Here is a 24,138-nt window from a genome sequence, read left to right on the forward strand (position 1 = left end):
GCTATGATCCTTGATTTTTGAATTGACAGAAGGTATCGATGACTTTGCTGAATTCCACAGGCTTCTTTAGATATGCGGTCACTCCAAGCTTTTTGAATTCGTTTTCAATTTGGGGACTCATTACTGCAGTCAGAACGATCACTTTCAGATCAGAGGGGCAATTTTTGATCTTCCCATGTCGGATCATCGAGAGCAATTTCAAACCGGCACGGATCGGTTCAGTCACCTGATTTAATAATTTGCCTGGGGGAAACATCACATCCATGGAAACGATGTCGAACAGTTGAGACTCTAAACATTTGATTGCTTCATCTCCGTTCAAGGCTAATAGACACTCGAAACCATTATTCTCCAATTCTTTGAAATATGGAATGACGCCCCAGCGCTCGTCCTCTACAAAAAGAATTCTCGTCTTCATGCTATTTCTCCCCTAAGGTTTGTGGCGTTTTTGGCAGAATAACAGTAAATATGGTGTCGTATCCTTCATAAATGCTGATGCGACGCGGATCGTTCAAAAACGGCGTACTTCTCACCGTAATCTGACCTCCATGTCCCTCAACGATCTCCTTTGAGATCTTTAATCCGAGACCAGTGCCGGGAATGTAGCGTTTTTGATCCCGGGGACTCCCACGACGAAAACCCTTAAAGATATTTTCGTATTCATGCTCGGGAATGCCAAGCCCTTTGTCCCAAATCTCAATGTGAATGCGCGATCCGTCATCAAATCCCTGAATCCGAATATATCGGTTGTCATGAGAATACTTGACGGCGTTATCTACCAAATTGATGATCACTTGTTCTATTTTGGGACGATCGAAATAAAACGCTGGGAGTTTTTTCACATTATCCCGAATCTGAATTGAAATGCCTCGCTGCAAAGCCCGCAAACGGTAGTAGCTAACACAATTTTGAATCACATCTTGAATAAAGCCCTTTTCGAAATTGAATCCAATTAAACCTCTAGAACGATCGGTAAACATCAGCGTGTTTTCCATCTGACGTTTAGCTCGATGGGCTTCTTCTGCAATAATTTTAAAAATCTCGTTTATTTCACTGGATTTCTCCTGATTCACTTGAAAATAGCTTTTGAGACCACCAATTTGAGTGATGATATTGTGCAATGGGCTGCGGAACTCGTGGGCGGTCTCAGTGAGTGTGGTTTCAAGCAGGTTGATGGTCTCCTGATTCTTCACATTGCGGAGGCCCGTGGCGATTTGACAAGCGAATGTCTCCAGGATTTGCATCCGATGTCGCAATACTTCTTCAGGACCATTGAGCAAGCCCTGTTTATCCGTTAGATCAATTTGCAAGGCGCCAATAGCTTTCTCATCAACGAGGAGCGGGATGACGTATTGCGATTTAAACTGAGCCTTCTGAACAGTTGCAGGATCACAACGAGGATCACTGGCGCAATCCCTCACCAGAAGGGATCGGCGTTCTCGGATCACGCAAGCCTGGACCGTATTTGAGGATTGGTCGAACGAGATATCGCGCAAAATCTGCTTCCAATTCAAACCAGAGGCGTAGCGACCTTCGATTTTGCCGCTCGATTCGCTGATCAGTGACAATATAGCTCTCGGATACCCGATCCTGGCCAAACAATCAAAAATATGACGAATCGCCTCAGGTTGGGATCTTGAAGATTGAATCCACACGCTTGCGTAATTTAATTTTTCGAGCTGATCCAATAGTTTTGACTGTTCTTTTCTCATATATGCCTGATCAATGCCGATCCCAGCCAGCCTCACCACCTTCCGCAAAGTATCGATCTCACTCTCGGTGATGTCTTGGCGATGTTCCTTTTGATAGCCCGCCTCCAATGTTCCAAACGCAATGCCATGCGAAAGGATTGGCAAATACACTCGGACCAAATTTTGATGGTTGAACCGCTCAAATATTTCTTTATCCAAACGATCGTCCCACCCAGTGAGTTTGATCTCCTTCTTGGTTCTTACTACCCATGCTTGAATATCATTGCTATCCAGAGGATGCCAAGCCATTGTAAGCCACTCATCAGGAACATTTTTCCCATCGATCGTCCCAATTTGGTTCGATGTCGTTTCGACTTTTGATATGGTGGCATAATCGAATTTTAAAACATCAACTACAGCCTCCAATACGCTTCTGAGAATCATGTCTACATCGAGATAAGTGGTAATCGCTTCCTGTATTTTTTCCAACGCAGTCAGCTCAGTAATGATCTTGGTCTTCGCAGCAATCAAATTGGCATTCTCAATGGCTGCGGCTGCCTGGGTGGCAAGGGTCGATAGATAATACATATCATTGATTGAAAAGGCATTTTCCTGTTGGCTATCCACATAAATTACACCGAACGTTTTTGTCGTGTTGGAGGCCGGATCGCTTCTATTGATGGGTACTGCCAATTTAGATTTGGTATCTTTGAAAAGGCGATGCTGCAATTCGGCTGGTTCATTATCTAAATTGGGAGAGATGAAAGGTTTCTGACTCTGGAACACATATCCTGTAACGCCAGTTTCGATCGTTGTCGTATCCTCGGGAAATTCCTCTCCCTCAATGCGGGATTTCAACGCGCAAAGCTTAAGTTTTTGGGTGGACTCATCATAAATCCGTACATAAGCCCTGATCGCGTGAGGAAAGTCAAGGCAAATTTCTGAAATTTTTTCTAAAATCTTATCCACCTCATGCATCGAGAGCAGCGAATTCCCTACTTCAATCAACCTCTTGGTCTTGCGCAAATCCTTCACAATACCAATCGTTCCGACGACCTTATTATTAACATCCTTAAACAGGCTGAAAGTGGCACTCACTGTCACAGGCTCGCCGTTTTTGCCAATGAATTTTGTCTCATAATCCTTAATGGAATTATCGGGACTTTCATTCAATCGACGCATCACCTCAAACGCCTTATCAATTCCAGATGATACCTCATCAGAAAGGTAATAATCTTTTACTCTCTTGCCTCGAATGTCCCCAAAAACTTCTATTGCTCCTTTATTCATGTAGGTCATTGTACCATCCAATGTGGTCACGACCACCGGGTCAGGAGTTGCCTCGATGATTCGTCGATATTTATCTAACTCTTTCACTAATTGAGCATTTTTAATCGCGATAAGCAATTTCATGGTGAGGAATTGCATCAACGGCGCATCAAATTCATCCGAAAAACCACGATCTGTGCAAAGATTGCCACCTTCATCTCTTTTATTATAAGCGCAGATCAACCCCAGCAGCTCATTTGTTTCATCAAGAATGGGATAATTCAACGAAGAATAGGCAACATCAGTCGATAAAAAATCGGATGTGTCAATCTCTTTGCGCGTCGCTGGGTGACTATAAATCTCTTGGCGGGTTAAATTATGCGGCTTTTTGGTAAATGCAATGTGACCGTGAAGACCAGTACCCTCTCCACTTATGATTGGTAACTTCTTCTGTTTATCAATTTTTTCCGCTTCTCCCAAACCTTCTTTGATACCATAAGAAGTCTTAATATAAATATGTCCGTCATCTACCAACCATAGGGTACATAGCTCAGCATCGAGAATTTCTGTAGCTTTTTCGACAATAAAATCAAACTTTTGCTCAAGCGATTTATTATCAGACTCGGAAAGAAGCACATTATCTGTCTCAGATAAAAGTGATAATTTCTTAATCATGCTTTTATTTCGCTTAAGCTCTTCGCATAGATCTCGAAGCTGGCATGGAAAATCCATGGAATTTTTATCAGCATCCTGTTTCGCTGCGTCCATGTTAAGAATAACTCCTTTCTGTCACTTTTCCGCTTAACTCTTATCATTTTCATTTTAATTCTTTAGAGCGTTAAAATAATATGATTTGATTTTTAGATAATTTATTATAAATTTAGCCCGAATATTTTTGCGAAAGCCCATTCTTGCCAGTATTTCTTTATCGAGTTCTCGAATCATCTCACAGTCGACATCCTTACATCTGGGGCTGCTCCTTATGGCTAACAAGGATGATAATGGGAAATATAAACGCACAGCAATCATTGGTGGCACGTTCAATGCTCTTCACGCAGGGCATAAGTATTATATTAAATTAGCATTCGATTTCGCCGATGAAGTCTTCATTTTACTAACTGCTGACGAATACGCTAGAATCTGTAAATCCTATGAGGTAAATCCTTATAGCACAAGGGCTACAATGCTCAGAGATTATGTTGTTCAAATTGCCGAAAAAAAGAATTTTCATATCATCAAAATGGACTCTGAGGCCTTCCTAATTAATTTCTGTACCGCAAACGATTTTACTATGGCCGTGATCATCCCTGAGTATTATTCGCTTTTCCAACGTATCAACAATATAAGAGTCGATGAGGGTAAGTTTCCATTGCTGCTACTTATCACTCAGCGAATTAGGACAACAGAAGGATTTAATATTTCATCGACCCTCATTCATAACTTGCAACATGATCGCAGGATTAATCCAAAGCAATATTCGCCCGATTTAGCGCAATACTTCGAGGAGCAAAATCACCCTAATAGAATTACAAATATTATTCCAAGATAAATCCACTCATAAGATTATAGAAAACAGCCCCCTTTTTTTAGAATTTGTTCATCATGTAGCGAAATCGCTGCAATATTGTGTTAAATTCACATCAATTCTAAACAATCTTTTGCCATGCGTCAAGAACCATGCGCACTCTATTCTTTGATCTGAATCTTCCATGAATAAATATCAAGATTTAAATAATTAAAATAGCAATTTTGTATCAATGATCAAGTTGATTTTTAAAATATTTCATTATCGCTGCAATTGAATTCTCTCCCAAAGCGATTCCCAAAGCTTACTAAAATATTCGCATTTTCTGCCAATTTAGCTGAGGTGCGAGATGATCATCAAATTTCCTTGCTTTGATCTCTCTATATGAAAGGGAGTTTCTGAAATTTGAAGTTTGATGAATTGAGGAATATGCGCACCGCTAAAAAATTGACGACTTAAACCTTTTTGAAAACCTTCCTTGTTCGTGGGACAAGCGTGGTCATCGATAGTACTTCATGAATCTTTCTCTCATTGCTGCTCTCTTTATTGATTTCTTAATTTTGCGATTGCGTTAGCGCATCTATTTTGTCAGAAGCTGCTTTTTAACTTAAAAATAAATATTGACATTGAATTTTAAAAGTGTATATTATATCATATTAATTAATTTTAGTTTTCCCGCCAATATGAAACTAATATCTAAATAAAAAAGTTAAAAATGTAGAAAAATTTATTATACTAATGTTTATTTGTTTGGTGCTTGGCAAGGCTATCGTTAAATCGGGTCAAAATAGTGCTGATAAAATGGTTGGATCGGTGATCTAAGGGCGAGAATAAAAGGATTAATTTTTAAATGAAACCTTCAAGCCTTGATTACTAATTCCCTCCATTTTCAGCATGTTTCGGATCAACCTCGCAGTCTCATCTATTTTAGGGATGCGTTGATGAGAGGTGCGACCAAAACTTCCAAACAAACAAAATGAAGGAGGGTCTGTTATGGCTATCAGCGACGATGAAAAGCAGGTCATTGAAAAGAAGATCGATAAGCTTAAAAAGAAAATCGATACCCTCAATAAGGCAATCTCTCTCCAGGCCAATAAGATAGCCGATACGATGACCTTGATGGTAATCAGTCGCGACGAAAATTTGCTGTTGGATCGGATTCAAAAGAAAAAGAAAGCTATTGAAGAGCTGGCTGAGCTGAGAAAAGACTTAATTGCTCCAGGAACATCGCGCGGATCTCAAAAGCCATCGGTGGAGGAAGAATAATCATTTTGGTGAAGGGGTGTTCATAGAGGTCTGGGAGAGAAGACTCAACGGCGTCGGTGTTTTTCTCTCCCTGCAACCCTAAATTCACGGTACAGGCAGGTTAGACGTGACTCTTATAAACATGATACTTTGCATTCATTTTGATCGGAAATTGTTAGCTTTTTTCCTTTTCACTATTCTCACCCGTGTCCCATTTGAGCTGGGAAAAAAGTCAACCTGATCCATTAAAGCACGCACAATAAAGATGCCACGACCGCTTTCTTTCAGCAGATTTTCGGGCTCAAGGGGATTGGCAATTTGTTGTTCATCAAATCCTTCTCCTTCATCTTGAACTGTAATAACAATTTCGTCATCATGATATTCAAACTCAACGGTCACGTTTTTATGGCGATCTTGCTTATTGCCATGCACAATAGCATTTCCAACAATTTCAGTCACAGCGATCGCCAAACTGTCCTGCTCCTCAGCCGAAAATCGTAACGATTTCGCTATTTGTTCTGCGACTTTTTCTACCTTCTGCACATTTCTTAAATCGCTTGCAATAACCATTTTTCGATATGCGTCTTGGTTATGTTTGCCCAAATTGCCGCTCCTTGTTGTTAGTGGTACCAAGTTAGTTCAAAATTAATGTTATTAAAATAGTTCCGCTGAAATTGGTCAATCATGATCGCCCGTCTCAATCCCTCAAAACTCACCATAAATTGTCGATGAGGGGTGTAACTGAATTTCAAAATCGGTCCAAAACTGATTATTGTACTTTTATTACCAGCAGACATACCATAATGCCCTATTGGATTCTGGTTTGTCTCAACTCTTTTTGAAAATAGCAATCCTGGTGCAATTAAAATTGATGCGTTAGGTCGAAAACTCAAGCTAAGTCGAGACCAATAGGTGTTTCTATTCATTAGCAAAAATTCAGTCCAACGTTCCCAGTCTAACTTGCCATTCTCTTCTAACTCGATCTTATTGGTCATCGCAAGCTGGATGCGCTTTGTTATTCGTGTTGTTAACTCTTGATTCAGAGAAAATTTTCGGTAAACAAAGCTTTTTATCTCTGCTGATGTCGTACCAAATTCGAAATCATAATCGACATAATTCGCATAAACCTCGAAATGATGAGCAATAGAAAAATTACTATTCGGCTGATAGATGATTTGGGGAAAAAGATGAAAGATTCTCATCCAGTTGTTATTGGCACTTCGTTCCCCATAGATATAAACCAGATGGTTTAGAATCACACTGCCATTTGTAATCAACCTAAAAGTAGGTGCAAAATAATGGGTCTCTGTCATCGCAAAATTCCATCGCAATTCATCCCGATCATCTGGGTTGGTTTTTGGGGTATCGTACCGATAGCGACTAATCGAACCGTGCAGTTGGAGCGAATCTGAAGTGGATAAATGAAGATTAACTCGCATTATCAAGGTTAGCCGCGAACTATTAAAATCAGGGGAAACATAATAATAATATTTTGAAAATTTTTTCGTTCGAGCGGAGTCCGTGAGTTCGTTCTTTTGGTCATCGGTCTCATAATTCAGCGCGATTAGGAGATCAGAAGAGCGAGGCTTCATCAAAAGGCTGATCTCGTTTTCAGAGTGAAAATCATTTCGGGAGCGATGCTCCTGCTGTTTCGTCTCAGCGTATCTTTTGACGCTGGTTTGTCTCCCATGTAAGGTTGTTTGAAATTGAAGATGAATATTTTTCAAAGGGCGATACCGTAAACAATTCGCGATCCCCTTATTATTCTCTTCAAAGCTTTCTACGGTCATCTGATATAAATTTAGTTGATCATAATTATCGCGTCGCTTTTTATTCCAGAAAAGCCATAAAGAATCAGAAGCGTCTTCTTGAAAATATCTGGTCACTTGGTACTTAAGCTCATAATCAGCATTTTGCCGAGTCTTGTAATTATCCCCCTTGCTCAAGAAAGAAAAACGGCTCAAATAGTTCGAGAGAGCAAGCGAATCCCCCAGAAATTGCACTTGATGAGTTAGCCCGCGATCCCGACGAATCTGTCGATCATCATATTTGTATCCAATTCCAGAATAAAATTGGTATTTTCGCGATGGTTGAAATTGAAACCCTGCCATACCCCAGAAGGTATTAAAATCACTGACCAAGCCTGATAAGCGATCTCGAAATAGATTTGCTGATGTTGCGAATATGGTTGACCACTGATCGGTGAATGGCAACTGGAACTCAAGATGAAGTTGTTGATCATCTTTCCATTTGCGATCAAGATCACTAAGTCGAATTAGTGATGAACCAAAATTTTCGGCAATGCTGAATTTAACGTTATTCAGGAGCATTTGTTGATAATATATTTGTGTCAACCATCGATAAGTGTTGAGTTCCTGTTCAAATCCGATCTGATAGAAAAGCGTATCATTGGCTGCCAGGGCCGCTCCAAAACAAAATGTCATTGACCATGCGATCAAAATTGTGATAACGATCCATAACTTAGTCATTTTCTAATTCAGCATCCAACCTTTTACCAAATATCTCTATTCGCTCAGGTTCTTTAATGACTTTTAATTCTGATGATGTAATACTTTCGGGAGCTATTACCCCGCCAGAGATAACCAATTTGAGAGCTTCTTCAATCGACATATTCATTTCAATTACATCTCGTTTGGGAACGAATAGCAAAAATCCGGAAGTTGGATTCGGCGTCGTTGGTAAGAATACGCTGACCATGTCCTGACTCAGACGATCTTGCACTTCTCCTTTGGTATCTTGTGTTAGAAAAGCCAACGAATACACGCCCTTCCTTGGGTATTCAATCAGCACCGCTTTTTTAAAAACCTCCCGACGCTCTGAAAAAAAGGCATTGCTGATCTGTTGGATGGCGCGGTAAATGCGATTAATGAGCGGAATTCTGGCGAAGATCAGTTCTCCAAGCTGAATGAGCTTGCGACCAAAATAGTTCTTTGCAATTAATCCAGTGAGCAGGATCAATAAGATCACAGAAATGAATCCTAGGCCCACGCTGCTAATTGGAATCCCAAATCGTTCCAATACATTTGTCACCACACCGCGGAGCAATCCATCGATGGCATAAAACAGTTTCCAAATGATATAAACTGTAAGCACCAATGGGATAAGCACCACCAGCCCAGTTAAAAAATATGTTTTTAACCTTCGCCACATTTCGATCCTTATTTCTCTAAGAAATTATAGCAAGTAAATCACATTTAAGAATTACTCTTTCGTTTATTTTTTAGGAGCCGATGGAACTTGGATCATAAAATAAATCTTCTCTCCATTTTTTCCCATCTGATATTTTTCCCTTGCGATCTTTTCGATATATCGATAATTGTTCTGAAGCATGTCGATTTCCTGTTCCAGACGGTGTTGTTCTTGTTTCAATAAGGCGATCTGCTTCAGTAAAGCATTTTTTCGATATTGAAGTTGCGCATATTTGATGAAACCATGATTTCCAAAAAGAAAGATCGATGATAATAAGGCAATGATAATTCCTATCACCAACAATCGTGGTTTTTTCTTTGGACCAGGTCGATGGATTGCTTTAGATTTGGAAAAGCGCCTACTCATAGATAATAAAATTTTGACTGGGAAAGAATCCCATATGTTTTATCATTTTGGCTCTGGTTAATAGATCCAATTTGATTTTTGAAGCAAATAAAGATGCAATCATTCTTTCATAAAATGACCGTTCAAAGCGAAGGACCTCGTTACAAGAAAATTCTTCATTGCTCGAACTAAAGCAGAATTGCGATTATTTAACTTCACAGAAGCCACATGAGTACCAACGAGCCATTGATCAACTCAGGAACTGCATCATTTAAAATAATTATCCACAGGCCCAAATAGGCTTCTGAACTTGGAGTTAACCATTTCATTGAATCATGTTTAATAAATTGATCATAAAATGGATCAGCTTCCCTTAACCACCCTATAACCAGCGTAGACTGCTGCTTCCCCCAGATTCTCTTCGATTCGCAGCAATTGGTTATACTTACAAATTCGATCTGTGCGACAGGCAGATCCAGTTTTAATTTGACCAGTATTGGCTGCCACCGCAATATCTGCAATAGTCGTATCTTCAGTTTCTCCTGAGCGATGCGAAATCACGGCAGTGTATCCAGCGCGATGCGCCAGCTCAATCGCGTCTAGCGTCTCGGACAATGTGCCGATCTGATTCACCTTGATCAAAATTGAATTGCAGATCCCCAGTTCAATTCCTTTCTGGAGTCGCTTGGTGTTCGTCACAAATAGGTCATCGCCCACTAATTGAATTTTTGAGCCTAATCGTTCGGTCATGATTTTCCAGCCATCCCAATCATCCTCAGCCATTCCATCCTCTATGGAGATAATCGGATATTTTGCCACCAAATTCGCATAATATTCAACCATCTGTTCGGCACTGAAGGTTTTCTGCTCAGACTTTAGCTCATACTTCTTGGTTATCTTGTTAAAGAATTCGCTGGCTGCTGGATCGAGCGCAATAAAAATTTGTTTACCCGCCTGAAAATTTGCTTTAGAAATTGCTTCCATGATCAATTCAAGCGCTTCTTCATTGGAGTGCAAATTTGGAGCAAAGCCTCCTTCATCTCCGACGGCAGTGTTATAGCCTTTGGATTTCAAAACGGATTTTAGGGCATGAAAGGTCTCTACGCCCATCCGTAAAGCTTCTTTGAAAGAATCAGCGCCAACTGGCATAATCATGAACTCTTGTAAATCGACATTGTTATCAGCATGAACACCCCCATTGAGGATATTCATCATGGGAACTGGAAGGGTTCGGGCATGAACCCCACCGATATATTGATAGAGCGGCAAATTCACTGCCGCCGCCGCAGCTTTGGCGACAGCCAATGAAACTGCCAAGATGGCATTCGCCCCTAATTTCGATTTGTTCTCTGTCCCATCGAGCTCCACCAATATCTTGTCAATGACGATCTGCTCAGTGGCATCTTCTCCAATGATTTCTTCAGCAATGATTTCGTTCACATTGTTAACAGCTTGAGTTACCCCTTTACCAAGATACCTTGATTTGTCGCCATCTCGAAGCTCAATTGCCTCATGTTCGCCAGTGGAAGCCCCTGAAGGAACGATCGCTGACCCCACAGCTCCGCATTCCAATGCAACATCCACTTCCACAGTCGGATTGCCGCGCGAATCCAGAACCTCTCGTGCGATTAGATCGGTAATTATCGTCATCTCTTCTCCTTCTTATTTGATTAAAATTGCAAGTAATGAAGCTTCAAATTCAATTTCAAAGTTGAAATATGACCAAATATCATTTTTTGATTCGGACAAAACTCCGAAGGCTAACAATGCAGCAATATTTCAATATCTTTTGTTTTTAATATGCAACAAATACAGCAGATATTGGCTTGAGGCTAAATTTTCGATTTTACCAAGCCGATGGCTCAACTTTAGCATTCTTGATTTCCTGAGCGAAGTTTTTCAGCGGTTTTCTTTCTACTGAGCCGATTTATCCAAGAAAATGCAAATCGATCGGAAATTCAGTCGATAAATTGAGGAACTGCACAGTTCCCGACCCTGATTCAATTAGCTCACCAATTGATAGCCAATCCAAGTGAACACTGCCCCGCTGATCGCGCATATAAAATTCACAACGTCGTTATCGATCAATCGATAACCAGCAATCAACGTAGTTGGATGATTTTGACAATGGCTCTTCTTTTCAGTAATTTTTCCACAAACACTGCATCGATATTGGGCTTGCACTGTGGTTCCGAGAATGCTATCGACCAGGCTTCCCACCAAGCCCGCAGCGACGACAATTGCGAACAATGCTCCTGCCTTTAAGACATGATCATAACGCTGGGTGACCAAGCTGCCGATATATACAATGATAAAACTGCCCAATAAACCACCAGTGAGGCCCAACAATGTGATGCCCCCAGAAGTTCCTGGAGCAACCCGACGAAAGGTCAAAACATCCCGCGGGGACTTGCGAGAAAAAACACCGATCTCAGTAGCCCAAGTATCGGCTGTTACGGCCGCCACCGATCCAACAAATACGAAATACCAAATATCATGCGGAAAATAATTCCAGAGCAACACGATGATCCCAGCGATCCCACCATTGGCAATCACCTGTCCCGAGTCTCTTCTGCCACCCTTCTGAAATGTATCGGCGAACCGCTGTTTCCATTTTTTCCCTAATTTTGAAAGGAGGCTAGACAAGAAAAAGAAGAGCAAAATCGGGATGCTGAACTCCCATTTGCCAGTCCCAAAGATAACCACTCCTAATAAAAAAGTCGATACTGCTCCGCTGCCATCTAAAAAATGCAAAAAATAAGAACCACCAGCAATCACCATTGCAATTGCGACCCCAATGCTGAAACTTGCATTTTGGGCGCTGGAATGCGTTAGCATGAAATGGAGGGTAAAAGCAGCCCCTATCGGGACCGAAAAATTGTCAGATCCTTTATACGAAATCGCTTCACATGCCATTGCAATAATCGCAACGATCGCTGCGATCCAAACCGCTTGGTTTGTAGCGATTGAAATTGAATCAAGTGATGAAAAAAAATGAAGCCCACTGAACGTAACGATAAAACTGGTAATCAACATCGCCGCTGAACCTTGTAGCGACTTTGGCTCGCCGTCAAATTGATAGCGAATGGGGTATTTCACCGATTCTCCGACGATAGCTGCCATGGCATCTCCAAGCGCCAGAACAAGCATCGCGATGACCAAAATAGCGCGATGATTTTGCCATAGCAGCAGCAACAAAATAAAAAATGCCATGGGATAGAATACAGTCCCATAGCTTACTCGGCCAACCGCATGCATTCCCGGCATCCATTTCTTTCGAATGGCGATGAAATTAAGCACGGCAAAAATGCCAGCTATCAATAATAGCGGATCTGGCCTTTGCAGCATCAGCGGAGTCACAGCAATGAGAATTCCAGTTAAAATGTGAACCAATTTTCTAGTAAAATTGATAGATGCTTTGAACTTAATCCGTAGCAGCTCAGATAATCCGATCACAATTGTCAGTATCGCAAGAAGTACCGCAGCACGAATCCAATCCATAGAACCAATCTGGTAAATTAGTTATTGATTTTCATTCTTTTTTTCGCTATAATATTTAGCAATTTTTTCGATCAAAGTCAATAACATTTTATCTGATGCTGGTAAAGGTCTTGTAAGAAGATCTGAAGATGAGAAGATCAGGGAATTGCAAATATTTCTCTTCATCATTGATTAAGAACTCGAGTTCTGGTTTCTCCGAAAATTGTTATCAATTTGCTTATTGCGAACCAATCTCCTAAGAACTGATCAGTTCCGAGAGGGACATCGTTCTGAGATGATGCTTAACAAAATCTATAACTGATGGACTTGATCGATTCGATTATTGAGTTGGATCGCTTGGATTCTAAATTTTTCGCAATGATTGGCAAACTATGCTGCTTTGAATGCTTTGTCCTAACCGACAATTGTCGCGAAACTAAGCAAAAAAAAGTTATCCACATCGCTGTTTATTCGCTCCACTGCTCAGTACTATTCATGAGAAAAAAATTCACAAAAATTAATTTCACCGAAGCCCAGTTTATTAAAAGCAATTACTATACTGTACTTAATCAGAAAAAGCTTCTTATTTTTCTTTCAACTTGAAGCTATCTTTCTAATTGATTTTTATAATGGTTATCTTGAGAGGATTTTTTGCTAACAAAATGTTGATCGTTTCATTTTGAATTGATCTACATCTTGTGTTAATAAAAATTCAAATATAAATTGAGCCGAAAAGACCAGACCGAAACAATGTTAAAAATTTATCCACTTGTTCACAACTTATCCACATACTAACAACATATAGATGATCTTTCTACGGCTCTGTCTATGGAATTTCAGAGAATTTAATCAAGGCTATTATCTCAGGTGATTTGATAGATTTTACAGCGAGCTCTTCTCACATCAGTTTGGATTTGTGGTGTCCCTTTTGAGATCTTAATTCGAGATGAAGAGATATCGCATGATCGAGCAGTTTTATCCCCCTAAAATGCAAACTCTTGAGGCAAGGATTTGCATTTGATAAGTGAATGTGATTTTGTCAAGCTTAATATTCAGCTTCTTATTTTAAAGCCCTTAAAGATCATGAGATTCTGGAAAATTAAAAGTTCATTCAGTCCTGGCTGATGCTTCTACCTTCTCTATTATGCTCATTTTTTAATTTTTCAGATTTCAGAGACAATGGCTCATTGTTTTTTGGTTTGATTCTTCTATAGGTTGAACAGGTTGGATTTTACGCTTGATTTTGGAATGATTTTAGCAAGGATATGAATTGAACAAGTTGTTTGACCTCGATGGCGTTTTATACCAACTTGCAAAATCGGTCAGAACCGTAATTCGATTTGGCAAAGATTAATTTATCGGTATCGGGACAGATGATATGAAAAAAAAGCTAATATTGCTGATCATGCCAATAAGCGACCATTTTGATCACTTCAAATCTATGCTATCGTACAATGATTTTGAGGTGATCACAGCCAATGATGGAAAGAATGGGTTTGAATTAACCCGCGATGCTGAGCCAGACCTCATAATTGCAGCCACAGAGCTTGAAAAAATTGATGGGATTGAACTCTGTTATATGTTGCGCCAGAACAGCCGACTAGCAGCAACGCCTTTTATTTTAATAACTGATGACACCAATCCTGAGCTACGCATTAATGGATTTCGAAGTGGGGTCGATGATATCATCCCCCTTTCTATTTCGCGCAGGGAATTGATCACACGGATCGAAACGCTCATTAATCGGTATGCATTTTTGACAAAGCAAATCCTGAAACCCAATCAATCGTTGATCGGCAAACTCCAGGATTTCAGAGCCATCGAGATCATACAACTATTAAATTTAAACCACAAAACTGGCGTTCTTAAAATTGATTCGATGAATCAAATTGGGAAGATCGCTTTTTATGACGGAAAAATTACCTGGTCCCATTGCAATGGCGTAGATGGCGAGGAATCAGTATACGCCATGGCTGCCTGGGAACAAGGCTCGTTCGTGTTTGAGAAAGATTTAATTCCAACAGAGGTCAATATCCTAAAACCTACTATGCAACTCATCCTGGATTGTTGCCAGCGGTTGGATGAGTTGCGGTCAAATCGCAACCTGCAGACCTAATTCAATTTTTTGAACCATGCATGAATTCGCCCACCTGAATAAAAAGCAGAATTGAGATAACAAATTCAGCCTGTCTCTCTTTCGCTTTCTTGTAACATCAAGAGACAATTCGCTTCATTTTTCTCCCCATAGCTGTTACTTTTTAAGTCAATGCATCATCCTCGTTTTTCTTGCGCTAAATCACATTTTTGCTATGACAATTTTTTATTTTGAAGATAGAAGTTGATTTGAATGAGACATTAATTCGAATAGAGATAAATATTCTATTTTTTCAAATTAACATTTAGTATTACCGACGAAAAAAATGAACTTTTGTCTACTTCAATCAATAGCTAGGACTTAAAACCAAAGAGTTGAGATCAGGATGTTGAATCGAAAGGATCACTGGTTGCGGCATGTAAATTGCAGTTGCATTATTAGTCAATCTATGAATTCCCCAAAGCTCATTTGTGAAAGCATTGAAGCCTGAAGAGGAGGAGCTATGAAAAGCTGCCAAACTTTCATCGCTTTCAAAATTGCTTTGCTCGTTTTCCTTTTGCTCAGTATAATTTCCTCCCTGGCGATACCAAAATATTTTCATCTTAACAAGCAGGATGAAGCCAGCCAATGCGTGGCCAATCAGATCATTGTGGAAACGGCACTAGCTATTGCTTATGCAGAAAGCCTGGCCCTTGGGAACAGTCATTTCCCCACTCAATTATCACCAAGCATGTTTAGCGATGGTCAGATTCCTACCTGTCCAGTGAACCATCAGCCCATCTCCTTCGACCTTCATACAGGAAAAGCTTTCTGCCCCAATCATATTCAAACGCATCGCCAGGAGTAACAACGATCGATTTGCATTTCAGACCATTTGTATTAGCAAACCGCATTTGTGCCAATTTAACGCTTCACTAAGCCGCATCATCAGATGAAAAATGGGACGAGGCCCTCAATAATTTTGATGAAGATCGTAACCTACTGGGGGTTAAGATTTAGGAGGTATTGAAGCTTTTTTGAAAAAAGGACCTGCCCCGCTCCGCTCACAAACTTATTCATAAGCGAGCGGAACGGGAAATTTTTGGAACTTTGAGATTGGGGTAAAAAAATTATAACCCGCCTTGTTGAGTTTACTAATTATCTGGTAATAGGATCATATTGCCAACAGAGTCGATGTTTCCCCACGGAACAAAACTGATCGGATTAAGCGTCTCCCTGCTTAAAGGATTGTCGCTTTTTTGATGTAATCCAATTTAGGGAAATTTTTATTCAGATAGTCGTTGCCCCCCTGTTGAATCAATTGTTGGGAAGGCCCAGGGCCGTTAGGTGCGCCTTCTCCGTAGCCGCTGTAAAGCTGATCGACCACTTCCATTCCTTCTATCACTTTCCCCACAGGTGCGAACCCCATTGCGTCCAGCCGCGAATTATCGCCATAATTAATGAACAACTGAGTCGTGCGAGAGTTGGGCAATTGGGTCTTCGCAAAAGTCACGTAACCCCGAAGGTTGCTTTGTTTGACTGGATCATCTGGGATGGTTAAATTGCGCCAAGTCTGTATCACCCTTGGATCGCCATGATAGCCGAACTGAGCCATGAACCCATCAATAACGCGGAAAAAACGAACGCCATCATAATATCCGTGTCTGGCAAGGTAATATAAGCGATCGGCACCATGAGGAGCCCAATCGCGATGCACTTCAATGACAAAGTCGCCTTTCGATGTCTCAAATTTAACTCTGAATTGAGCAGGACACGGTTGAGCAAGCTCATTGAGATCAGGATTTAGGATTTTCTCTGAGATAGCTGGTGTTTCGATTTGGCTCTTGCCTGGAGATTTCTGTTGATCTTTGCCACAGCTAACAAAGGAAACAAGTATCATTAACACAGTAGAAAGCAATTTCATTGATCTGAACATTAGAATGCCTCCGAATTTGAATATAGATTTTGATTCATTTTCACCTAAGTTTTTCTCATTCGCCAAAGTGAGGTTAGTTGAAGCGATTGGATCACTCATCATCATCGGGCAAAATTTTGCTTCGCACCACGGCCAGGATGCTTGACTGGGAAATGATAAGATAGCGTTTCTCGTCATATTCAATCTCTATCGCATCCTTCCGCAAAAATATGGCATAGTCCCCGATCCTTACCTGGAGCGGAATATAGTGCGTCTCATTACGTTTGCCTTTCCAAGGTTCAGAGGTGTCGGCAATATAGGGGATAATATATCCAGGCCCGACCTTTACCACATAGCCGCTGCTGATTTTTTCTTTTTCCGCGACGCCTTGGGGCAAATATAGGCCACTATCGGTACGATCTTTTCCGGGATCAGGGCTGATCAGCACCCGATCGCCAATGATGATAATTTCTTTTTCTTTTTTCATCATTTTTTATCCTTGAATTGTTCTCGAAATTGGCGAATGATCTCTTTATGCAAAAAGGCCAGCGGCATGGACAAAGCTTCTTCAATGGAGACCCATCGTGCAGCCACGATCTCTTCTGGTGATACAGCTACCTGGCCATTGGCTTTGGCATGAAATACTTGGACCACTGCGTGAATGCTGCGCTCTGGGATAATTTCATCGAAGTAGAATAAAAATTCTGGCTCAATATCTAAACCCACCTCCTCTTTCACCTCCCGAATCACCGCCTGTTTCACGGTCTCATACGGATCGATGTGACCGCCCGGAAGAGACCAATAATTTTTATAGGGATCTGTATTGCGTAACGCAAGCAGAATCCGCTCGGTTCCCGAATCAGTTCGAGTGATGATTGCGCCAACCGTCGCCTCTGGTGATCGAAGCTTCATTCCAATCCTTTCGCAAATTGAACCTGCTTTGCCATTTCAATAACACCGTGAATCAATCACTTTGTTAATTTTTTGTAGCCAAATATAAAACAGTTCCGCTAAATTGTCAAGCTAAAAATTCGACCAAGGAAACGATGCCAAAAAACCTGAATGCAATTTTTTTGAATTCTAATGTACATAGAAAAATTTTATGACGTTAAAAATCCATTTCATGTCAGCTTCAAGAGCTTGAAACTAAAGCTTCATAGCTCCAGAGGATAATCCTTTGATAAACGCTTTCATGAAGAACAAGAACAAGATTAAGAGGGGGATCGCAGCAATGGTATAACCAGCAAAGATCGTCCCATATTTCATTCCAGTCAAACCTGTCGCTGTGGTGGAAAAATAGTTCAGTAATCCCACTGGAAGCACGAATTTGTTCATCGATTGAAGCGTTACAAAAGGCCAGATAAATTCGTTCCAAGTGGCAATCAAGTTGATAATTGCGACGGTCCCCAAAATGGGGCGAGAGAGCGGGAGCACAATGTGCCAGAGGATGCGATGTTCTGGGCAGCCGTCAATGGTGGCAGCGTCAAACAGGTCGCGAGGTAAGGATTCGAAGAAAGACCGCAACAAAAAAATGGCAAAAACCTGCCCTGAGCTGACGTAAGGAAGGATCATCACCCAATGGGTATTCAAGAGTCCCAATCGCTTTACTGTCATGAAGGTCGGCACCAAAGTGAGGATGCTTGGGATCATCAGCAATGAAATAATGGCATAAAATAGCACGTTCTTTCCTGTGAAATCGAATCGGGAAAAAATATAAGCAGTAATGGATCCGAGCGTGAGCACGCCAATTAGCGTCAATCCACTCACCAGCATGCTATTCCAAATAAAACGATGAATGACCTGCCAAGCTTCTCGATAATTTTCCCAGTGAAACGGCCTTACAATCCCCCAAAAATGCTGATAGAACTGGGGAACACTTTTGAATGAACTGATCAACATGAAAAAAAACGGATAAAATGTCATCAGCAAAAGGGCAAGAAGGATGAAATGGGTCACCCATTTGTAGGAAGAGAGGTTGCGACTTCTGTAGAACAGCTGCGCCATGCTATGATCAAAATTTCGCATTGGAGATCGTTGTTTCGATGGTTTTAAAGTCATCAGTGATGGTTATTTTTCGAAAATACCGTTCAATCTCTTGGCTGAATAAATTTAAGATTGGTGATGGTGATCAGTAACATAAAAAGGAACATGACGAATCCGATACAGCATGCATATCCCATCTCGTTGAAAGAAAACCCGGTCAGGTACATCCACAGGCCAGGGACCATGGTTTCGTAACCCGGCCCACCCCGAGTTAGGATAAGAAACAACTCGTAGCCCTGCACAGAACCCAAAACAGTTAACACAAGAATAACCCTCACTTGGCGCAACAACAATGGCAATTCGATTTTAGAAAAAAGCTGCCATTGGGTCGCGCCTTCAATAGTGGCAGCATCGAAAATTGATTCAGGAAGATTCATCAAACCAGCATAGAAAACCAGCAAGGCTAATCCAGATACAAATGGAAAGCCGACGCCAACCACTGAAGCAAGCGCGGTCTGTGGTGAGCCGAGCCAGGCGCGATCGTATCGATCCAAACCCACGGCACGTAACAGTTCAGAGAGAATGCCAGTATCTGAATAAATATAGCTCCAAATCAAAATCGTAACCATAGTCGGAACTACCATCGGGATAACAAATAAAACACGATAGAGGTATCGGATTTTTTCAGCGGCAAGATGGAAAATCAATACAGCTACGACCAATGGGATCGCGATTTTGACAGTTGAATTGATCAGAATGATGATGAGTAAATTGTGAAGCGATTTCCAAAAAATTCCATCTTGCGCCAAGCGCACAAAATTTGCGACTCCGATGAATCGATGGACGCCCCCAGGGTCCCATTGATAGAAGGCGTGCTTTAGAGCGCTATAGACTGGCCAATAATTAAAAATTGCCAGTAGAGCGAACGTTGGCAACAAAGCTAGATAAATCAGGGAGCGGTTCTTTTTCATTATCAAAAAAGTGTTTGACTTTTTGTTCATCCAATGCAGCTTCAGGATTACATCGGCGAAAGCACCTCCATGGCAACCTGCCTGCTTCGATCGCAGGACTAAAGCAAATAGCAAATCTGTTATCTTTGCTCCAGATATTTCTGTTCGGCTTCCAAAGACCAATCAGGAACCTCTGCGGGCTCAGGCCATTTGTTCTCTTCAATGAAGCTGCATGCAGTCTGTTTCAGACTCTGATCGAGTGCGTTCATAAATTGTTCAAGGGTCATCCCGTCATTCAAGAACGAATCGATCAATCGTTCTCGATGATCGGTAAAGCGATGTCCCAATGAATAATGCCACTTCACGGTGCAATAGCGCCTCAAAATGATCTCGGAGAAGGGGATCAGGTTTTCGGGCATTTGGGCGCCCTGGATATTGGAAATATACATCCCTGCCTCTGTGGCAATCTGGCTGGCATGATCTGGTGTGGTGATATAACGCAAAAAATCAACCGAAGGCAGGAGGTCGCCATCATCACTGGCGCGCTGGGTAATATGAAATTGCATTCCGGCACCACCGATGACGCATTGCTCGACTCCGCAGCAAAAAGGTGAGTAACTCCGAGGGATCGGCGGCGGATAAAATACGCCCCACTCAAATGTAACCAGCGGATCTAACGTCAGTCGACGGACGAGCCACGACCCGGTCCAGATCATCGGAGCGCGCTGAGTAATGAACAATCGGACGGGGTCAGAGTGCGTCAGATCTTTCTGCCAAAAATGCCGCCACTCCTTCAATAGTCGCCAGCATTCCTGGAATCGTGGATTTTCAGCAGCGAACCAGCCCTTTTTGGTCAACCAGCATAATTCTTCAGGTGTTAAATAACCCTGATAATAAGCTTCTTCGAGATCAGATTTCTTTTTGTAATCCAGAAGCTCCAATATTTCAAAATAGCATTGATCAAATAATAGGTCTGGCGCCCAATCCATAAAAACAACCCGATCCGTCGCCAGGGGAATCAATCCAGCATCTTTGAACGTTTGTTGGAGTTCAAGAAACTCTGGCCAATCTTTTGGGATGGCGAGGTGGTGTTTTCGGAATAAAGATTGGTTATAGAAAATTCCTGTCTCAACAACATCAAATGTGATGCAGTAAAGCAACCCATCTGGGGCTCGCTTCGCCTGGGTGAGCGCTTGATTCTTGAATAAGTCGCTCCAAGCCCGATTCCCGGGCACGTATGGATTGGGCTGATCAAGATATGGATCCAGTGGCAACCACCAGCCCTTCTTTTGTTCAATATCTGGCCAAACAGCTTCGGTATTCAAGCTAAGGATCTCGGGGGCAACGCCGCCCATTAATTTGGTGCGCATCGCCTCTCCTTCTGAACCACCTTCCATGATTATCTGGGGCACAAACTCGATGGTCACGTCTGGATGCAAATTTTCGTATTGATCCGCCAGAAGCCGAATGGCACGGAGACGCTCACCAACGCCGAATGGCTGTGTACCCGGGGCATAGATCCCGGGGAAAAATTCAATCACATGCTTTCTGCCTGGGTTAAGCGAGCGCCCAAAATCGGTCATATTTCTCCAGCGCCAATCGAATGCTCCTCCATGCGAGGATTTTGGGGTATGAGGTTGAGAGCAGGATAGAATCAGAGCCAAACCAAAGCTTAAAAAATGCAGAATTAATTTCGAATTCATGATGATTTTTTCATGCAATGAGAAGCCAATCATTACTTTTGATTGGCATCGCCGATTGAATGGCACAGTGCACCATCAAAGACACATAAACAACGAATCGTCTCTCAGGTATCATCGAATATCTGCGAGTCGATCATCGTTATTGAGTCAAGATACGCGGCCTTTCAACGTCGCTGATTGATGTTGGTGGCCGCGTATGGGTTGAAAATCGATCTCTGATCAATTACCGATACCAGCAAACGGTACCAGCGGCACCATTCTAAATCGAGCAACTACTCCGCCGTGATCCGAAGGCCATAGGCCTGAAGGGGTTCGATTGAACTCCTCATCTCCTACCACGATGGCGAACGCCGAACCCAACGGAGGCTGATGGCGACGACGGATCTCATTGCGAATGAAGATATAGTCGATGCGTTCATAAAAATTGGCCACTGGGTTTCTCAGATCGGCATCATGACCATAGGTGTAACCGTTGGGATCGTGCTTCAAACGATTTTCAGTCCAAATATCGGTGTAACCGTTAGCAAGCATCAACTGATATGTAGCCCCGTTGGGAGCTTCGCTATTGAAATCCCCGAGCAAAATTATTGGCAACGTTTCGCTTTGCAAGAAAGCCAGCAATTCTTGAGCTTGGCCTAATTGAATCGGTAGGATGGCAGGGTTGGAAGCTGGCTCTAAATGGGTATTCACCACCCGATACTCCTGGTCCCCAATCTTGGCTTTTGCCGCCACAAAACCGCGCAATACAGCGAATCCAGAGCTCGGAACGACGAGCCGAGCTTGATAATTATGGCCAATCACATCGGAAACGCGAATCCCTTCGCGAACCAAGATCACATCGAAATCGGTGAGCCGCACGTCATCGAACTTGAGCGGATTCTGGCTGACCAGCATCGGCAGCTCCACATCAGTGTCCTGCACCATGCCAGCGACCCTGTAGCGAGCGCCTTGCGCCCGAAGCGCCCGCAACAAAATTCCGAGATAATTGTACAAGGTATCGACGGCTGGAGTCGTCCCTCCGATTACTGCATCCCCTGGCGACTGGTAACGGATCAAAGACACCTCCTGCAATCCCACTACATCTGGCTGCGTCCAGGCGATCTCTCGCGCCAACGAAACCGCCCGTTCTGGAAAATTGGTCGATTGCACCTGCTGAAAAACCTGAGCAACCAAAATCGGAATCTGGGTTGGGTCGCTCGCTCCGATTACAATATCGACGTCCCCACCAACATAAATATTTCGGGTCATGGCGGTAACTGCACCTTGCAATCGGCCAAAAGTTCCAATCTCCTTTTCACAATCGATTGTTGCAATCAACGATTGCGTATCTGCCTCGGTGAATTCGGCCAATTGCGGCGCGGTTGGATGCTGTTTACTGCAACCTAACAGGAGCAATAGGCCAGAGAAGAGCCAATAAAGCATGGTTCTGGTTTTCATAGCGCCTCCTCATTTTAATGGATCAGCTTTTCGTAATTTAATGATCAATAAAGGCAACCACGGACCGACAAACCAAGCTGACATGACCATTCGGAGGATGATTCCATCCCCAGAATCGATGAAATCAATTTTCCTCCATTTTGCTGTTCAGCATAGTTTATTGCTCAATATAATCTTCCGAATTGCAAATGTCAATTTTGCTCTTCGCTTTGTAAAAAAATACTAGGAAGTGTTCGTATTTTCGATTAAAAGCTAACCAGCAAAAATATGGTTTTCCGAGTTTCGTTTCTTGGAGATAATTACGTTTTTGTTGCTTCATCTGGCCAAATTACCTCTGGCCTAATAAAAGAATGGAGCCCATTTGTGAGTTTGAAATCATCCGTCAGAAACAAAACTATTCTTTAGTCAGACCAATAGGTTAGTAATCGTGGAAAACACCATCAATACACCGAGGTTAGTTGCAATATTGCAATTTCATTGTGATAAGGCTATGATTAAAAATAATGCGACGCTCCAGTAGTGTTTAAGAAGATTTCAAGAAGTCCAATTGATGACCAAGTATGATACCAGCCTCGGTAGACGATTCTTTTTCTGAGTTGATCGCTACTTGTCAACAAAATTAATTGACAAACCGATCATCATGTTATGGGCTATCTGACCGAATTGAATTTCGGTTTGTAAATCAAAAAATCAAACAGCGTGGTGCGAATTTTCCAATCCACCAAGTGGGACGAGATCAAAATTTTTATCATTTGTTGGACTGAATAACAATTGGCAAACGCTTCCCTCCAAAACGCCCGATACGGCTTGGGCATGGTTCGTTCCGAATACCAGATTGACAATCGTGCCAGCCATTTGAGATCGCCTCGATAATCTGCAATCGCATAGCTTCCCGCTGGCTTCAATAAAAGATTCAACTGATTAAATACTTCAATGGGCGATTCCCAATTTTTCAGTCCTCTGAATGAGACGATGCAATCGAAAGTTCGATGAGCCAAAGTTTTCAGCGATCCGAAATCGAGATGAACGAAACTGGCGTTGGTTATCTTTTGATCAGATTTATTCTTCTTTGCCAATTCGACCAGATCTGGGTTGGATTCGACGCCGATCACTTCGACATCGGACATTCGTCGCGCCAATTCCAAGCTAACCCAGCCAGCGCCAGAGCCTATCTCCAATACCCGGGCCGTTTGATCCAAATCCAACTCCTGGATAACAAAGCTTACAAATTCCCGGCGTTCGCTTTGAAATTGCCATTTGGACCAATTGCTATATACCTGCCAGTTCACCATTCCGCCTCCAGCATTTTGA

General features: G+C 42.0%; 20 protein-coding genes. 4 read left to right on the forward strand and 16 right to left on the reverse strand.

The features are described 5' to 3' along the window. Nucleotide 1: 1 nt before the first annotated feature. Both ONB37_09325 and ONB37_09330 read right to left on the reverse strand, forming a co-directional pair. Nucleotides 2-418, reverse strand: coding sequence for a response regulator (locus ONB37_09325; protein MDZ7400350.1), 417 nt, complete (start codon nucleotides 416-418; stop codon nucleotides 2-4). 1 nt (nucleotide 419) lies between these two features. Next, entirely contained in the window at nucleotides 420-3,728 is a 3,309-nt protein-coding gene (locus tag ONB37_09330) for a GAF domain-containing protein (protein ID MDZ7400351.1), read from the reverse strand. Nucleotides 3,729-3,942: 214 nt separating this feature from the next. On the opposite strand from ONB37_09330, the gene ONB37_09335 reads away from it, so the two are divergent. Together ONB37_09335 and ONB37_09340 are read left to right on the forward strand one after the other, a co-directional pair. Then, nucleotides 3,943-4,509, forward strand: a complete 567-nt coding sequence (locus ONB37_09335; protein ID MDZ7400352.1) for an adenylyltransferase/cytidyltransferase family protein — start codon at nucleotides 3,943-3,945, stop codon at nucleotides 4,507-4,509. Nucleotides 4,510-5,478: 969 nt separating this feature from the next. Further along, the gene (locus tag ONB37_09340; GenBank protein MDZ7400353.1) at nucleotides 5,479-5,751 is read left to right on the forward strand and encodes a hypothetical protein; all 273 of its coding nucleotides are present in this window, start codon (nucleotides 5,479-5,481) and stop codon (nucleotides 5,749-5,751) included. Between the two features lie 135 nt (nucleotides 5,752-5,886). Here ONB37_09340 and ONB37_09345 read toward each other — a convergent pair whose 3' ends face one another. The 6 genes from ONB37_09345 to ONB37_09370 all read right to left on the reverse strand — a co-directional run bounded on the left by ONB37_09345 (nucleotide 5,887) and on the right by ONB37_09370 (nucleotide 12,786). Then, nucleotides 5,887-6,300, reverse strand: coding sequence for an ATP-binding protein (locus ONB37_09345; GenBank protein ID MDZ7400354.1), 414 nt, complete (start codon nucleotides 6,298-6,300; stop codon nucleotides 5,887-5,889). Nucleotides 6,301-6,350: 50 nt separating this feature from the next. Then, nucleotides 6,351-8,219, reverse strand: coding sequence for a hypothetical protein (locus ONB37_09350; GenBank protein MDZ7400355.1), 1,869 nt, complete (start codon nucleotides 8,217-8,219; stop codon nucleotides 6,351-6,353). Further along, nucleotides 8,212-8,901 (reverse strand): DUF502 domain-containing protein, encoded by a 690-nt coding sequence (locus tag ONB37_09355; protein ID MDZ7400356.1) that lies wholly within the window; start codon nucleotides 8,899-8,901, stop codon nucleotides 8,212-8,214. The genes ONB37_09350 and ONB37_09355 overlap by 8 nt, the downstream gene beginning before the upstream one ends. A 63-nt stretch (nucleotides 8,902-8,964) precedes the next feature. Next, complete coding sequence (locus ONB37_09360) at nucleotides 8,965-9,237, reverse strand: septum formation initiator family protein (GenBank protein MDZ7400357.1); 273 nt, start codon at nucleotides 9,235-9,237, stop codon at nucleotides 8,965-8,967. 411 nt (nucleotides 9,238-9,648) lie between these two features. Continuing rightward, the gene (eno, locus tag ONB37_09365) at nucleotides 9,649-10,935 is read right to left on the reverse strand and encodes a phosphopyruvate hydratase (protein ID MDZ7400358.1); all 1,287 of its coding nucleotides are present in this window, start codon (nucleotides 10,933-10,935) and stop codon (nucleotides 9,649-9,651) included. A gap of 354 nt (nucleotides 10,936-11,289) precedes the next feature. Continuing rightward, nucleotides 11,290-12,786, reverse strand: coding sequence for a DUF92 domain-containing protein (locus ONB37_09370; protein MDZ7400359.1), 1,497 nt, complete (start codon nucleotides 12,784-12,786; stop codon nucleotides 11,290-11,292). Between the two features lie 1,357 nt (nucleotides 12,787-14,143). Between ONB37_09370 and ONB37_09375 the strand changes: the two genes are divergently transcribed. Next, nucleotides 14,144-14,881 carry a response regulator gene (locus ONB37_09375; GenBank protein MDZ7400360.1) on the forward strand — a complete coding sequence of 246 codons (738 nt, stop codon included), beginning with the start codon at nucleotides 14,144-14,146 and terminating at the stop codon, nucleotides 14,879-14,881. A gap of 481 nt (nucleotides 14,882-15,362) precedes the next feature. Then, nucleotides 15,363-15,707: a hypothetical protein gene (locus ONB37_09380; protein MDZ7400361.1), complete on the forward strand. Its 345-nt coding sequence runs from the start codon at nucleotides 15,363-15,365 to the stop codon at nucleotides 15,705-15,707. 372 nt (nucleotides 15,708-16,079) lie between these two features. Here the strand turns inward: ONB37_09380 and ONB37_09385 are convergent, their stop codons facing one another. From ONB37_09385 to ONB37_09420, 8 genes are all read right to left on the reverse strand, one after another. Then, nucleotides 16,080-16,775, reverse strand: coding sequence for a peptidylprolyl isomerase (locus ONB37_09385; protein ID MDZ7400362.1), 696 nt, complete (start codon nucleotides 16,773-16,775; stop codon nucleotides 16,080-16,082). Between the two features lie 91 nt (nucleotides 16,776-16,866). After that, nucleotides 16,867-17,244 (reverse strand): co-chaperone GroES family protein, encoded by a 378-nt coding sequence (locus ONB37_09390; protein ID MDZ7400363.1) that lies wholly within the window; start codon nucleotides 17,242-17,244, stop codon nucleotides 16,867-16,869. Beyond that, entirely contained in the window at nucleotides 17,241-17,666 is a 426-nt protein-coding gene (locus ONB37_09395) for an NUDIX hydrolase (GenBank protein MDZ7400364.1), read from the reverse strand. The genes ONB37_09390 and ONB37_09395 overlap by 4 nt, the downstream gene beginning before the upstream one ends. Before the next feature lie 234 nt (nucleotides 17,667-17,900). Continuing rightward, entirely contained in the window at nucleotides 17,901-18,758 is an 858-nt protein-coding gene (locus ONB37_09400) for a carbohydrate ABC transporter permease (GenBank protein ID MDZ7400365.1), read from the reverse strand. Between the two features lie 83 nt (nucleotides 18,759-18,841). Next, nucleotides 18,842-19,738 carry a sugar ABC transporter permease gene (locus ONB37_09405; GenBank protein MDZ7400366.1) on the reverse strand — a complete coding sequence of 299 codons (897 nt, stop codon included), beginning with the start codon at nucleotides 19,736-19,738 and terminating at the stop codon, nucleotides 18,842-18,844. 89 nt (nucleotides 19,739-19,827) lie between these two features. Further along, a complete protein-coding gene (locus ONB37_09410; protein MDZ7400367.1) occupies nucleotides 19,828-21,270 on the reverse strand; it encodes an ABC transporter substrate-binding protein in 1,443 nt (480 codons plus the stop codon). 339 nt (nucleotides 21,271-21,609) lie between these two features. After that, entirely contained in the window at nucleotides 21,610-22,827 is a 1,218-nt protein-coding gene (locus ONB37_09415; protein MDZ7400368.1) for an endonuclease/exonuclease/phosphatase family protein, read from the reverse strand. 650 nt (nucleotides 22,828-23,477) lie between these two features. After that, nucleotides 23,478-24,119 carry a class I SAM-dependent methyltransferase gene (locus tag ONB37_09420; protein MDZ7400369.1) on the reverse strand — a complete coding sequence of 214 codons (642 nt, stop codon included), beginning with the start codon at nucleotides 24,117-24,119 and terminating at the stop codon, nucleotides 23,478-23,480. Between the last annotated feature and the right edge of the window lie 19 nt (nucleotides 24,120-24,138).

Source organism: candidate division KSB1 bacterium (assembly GCA_034506395.1).
Taxonomy (GTDB): Bacteria; Zhuqueibacterota; Zhuqueibacteria; order Thermofontimicrobiales; family Thermofontimicrobiaceae; genus Thermofontimicrobium.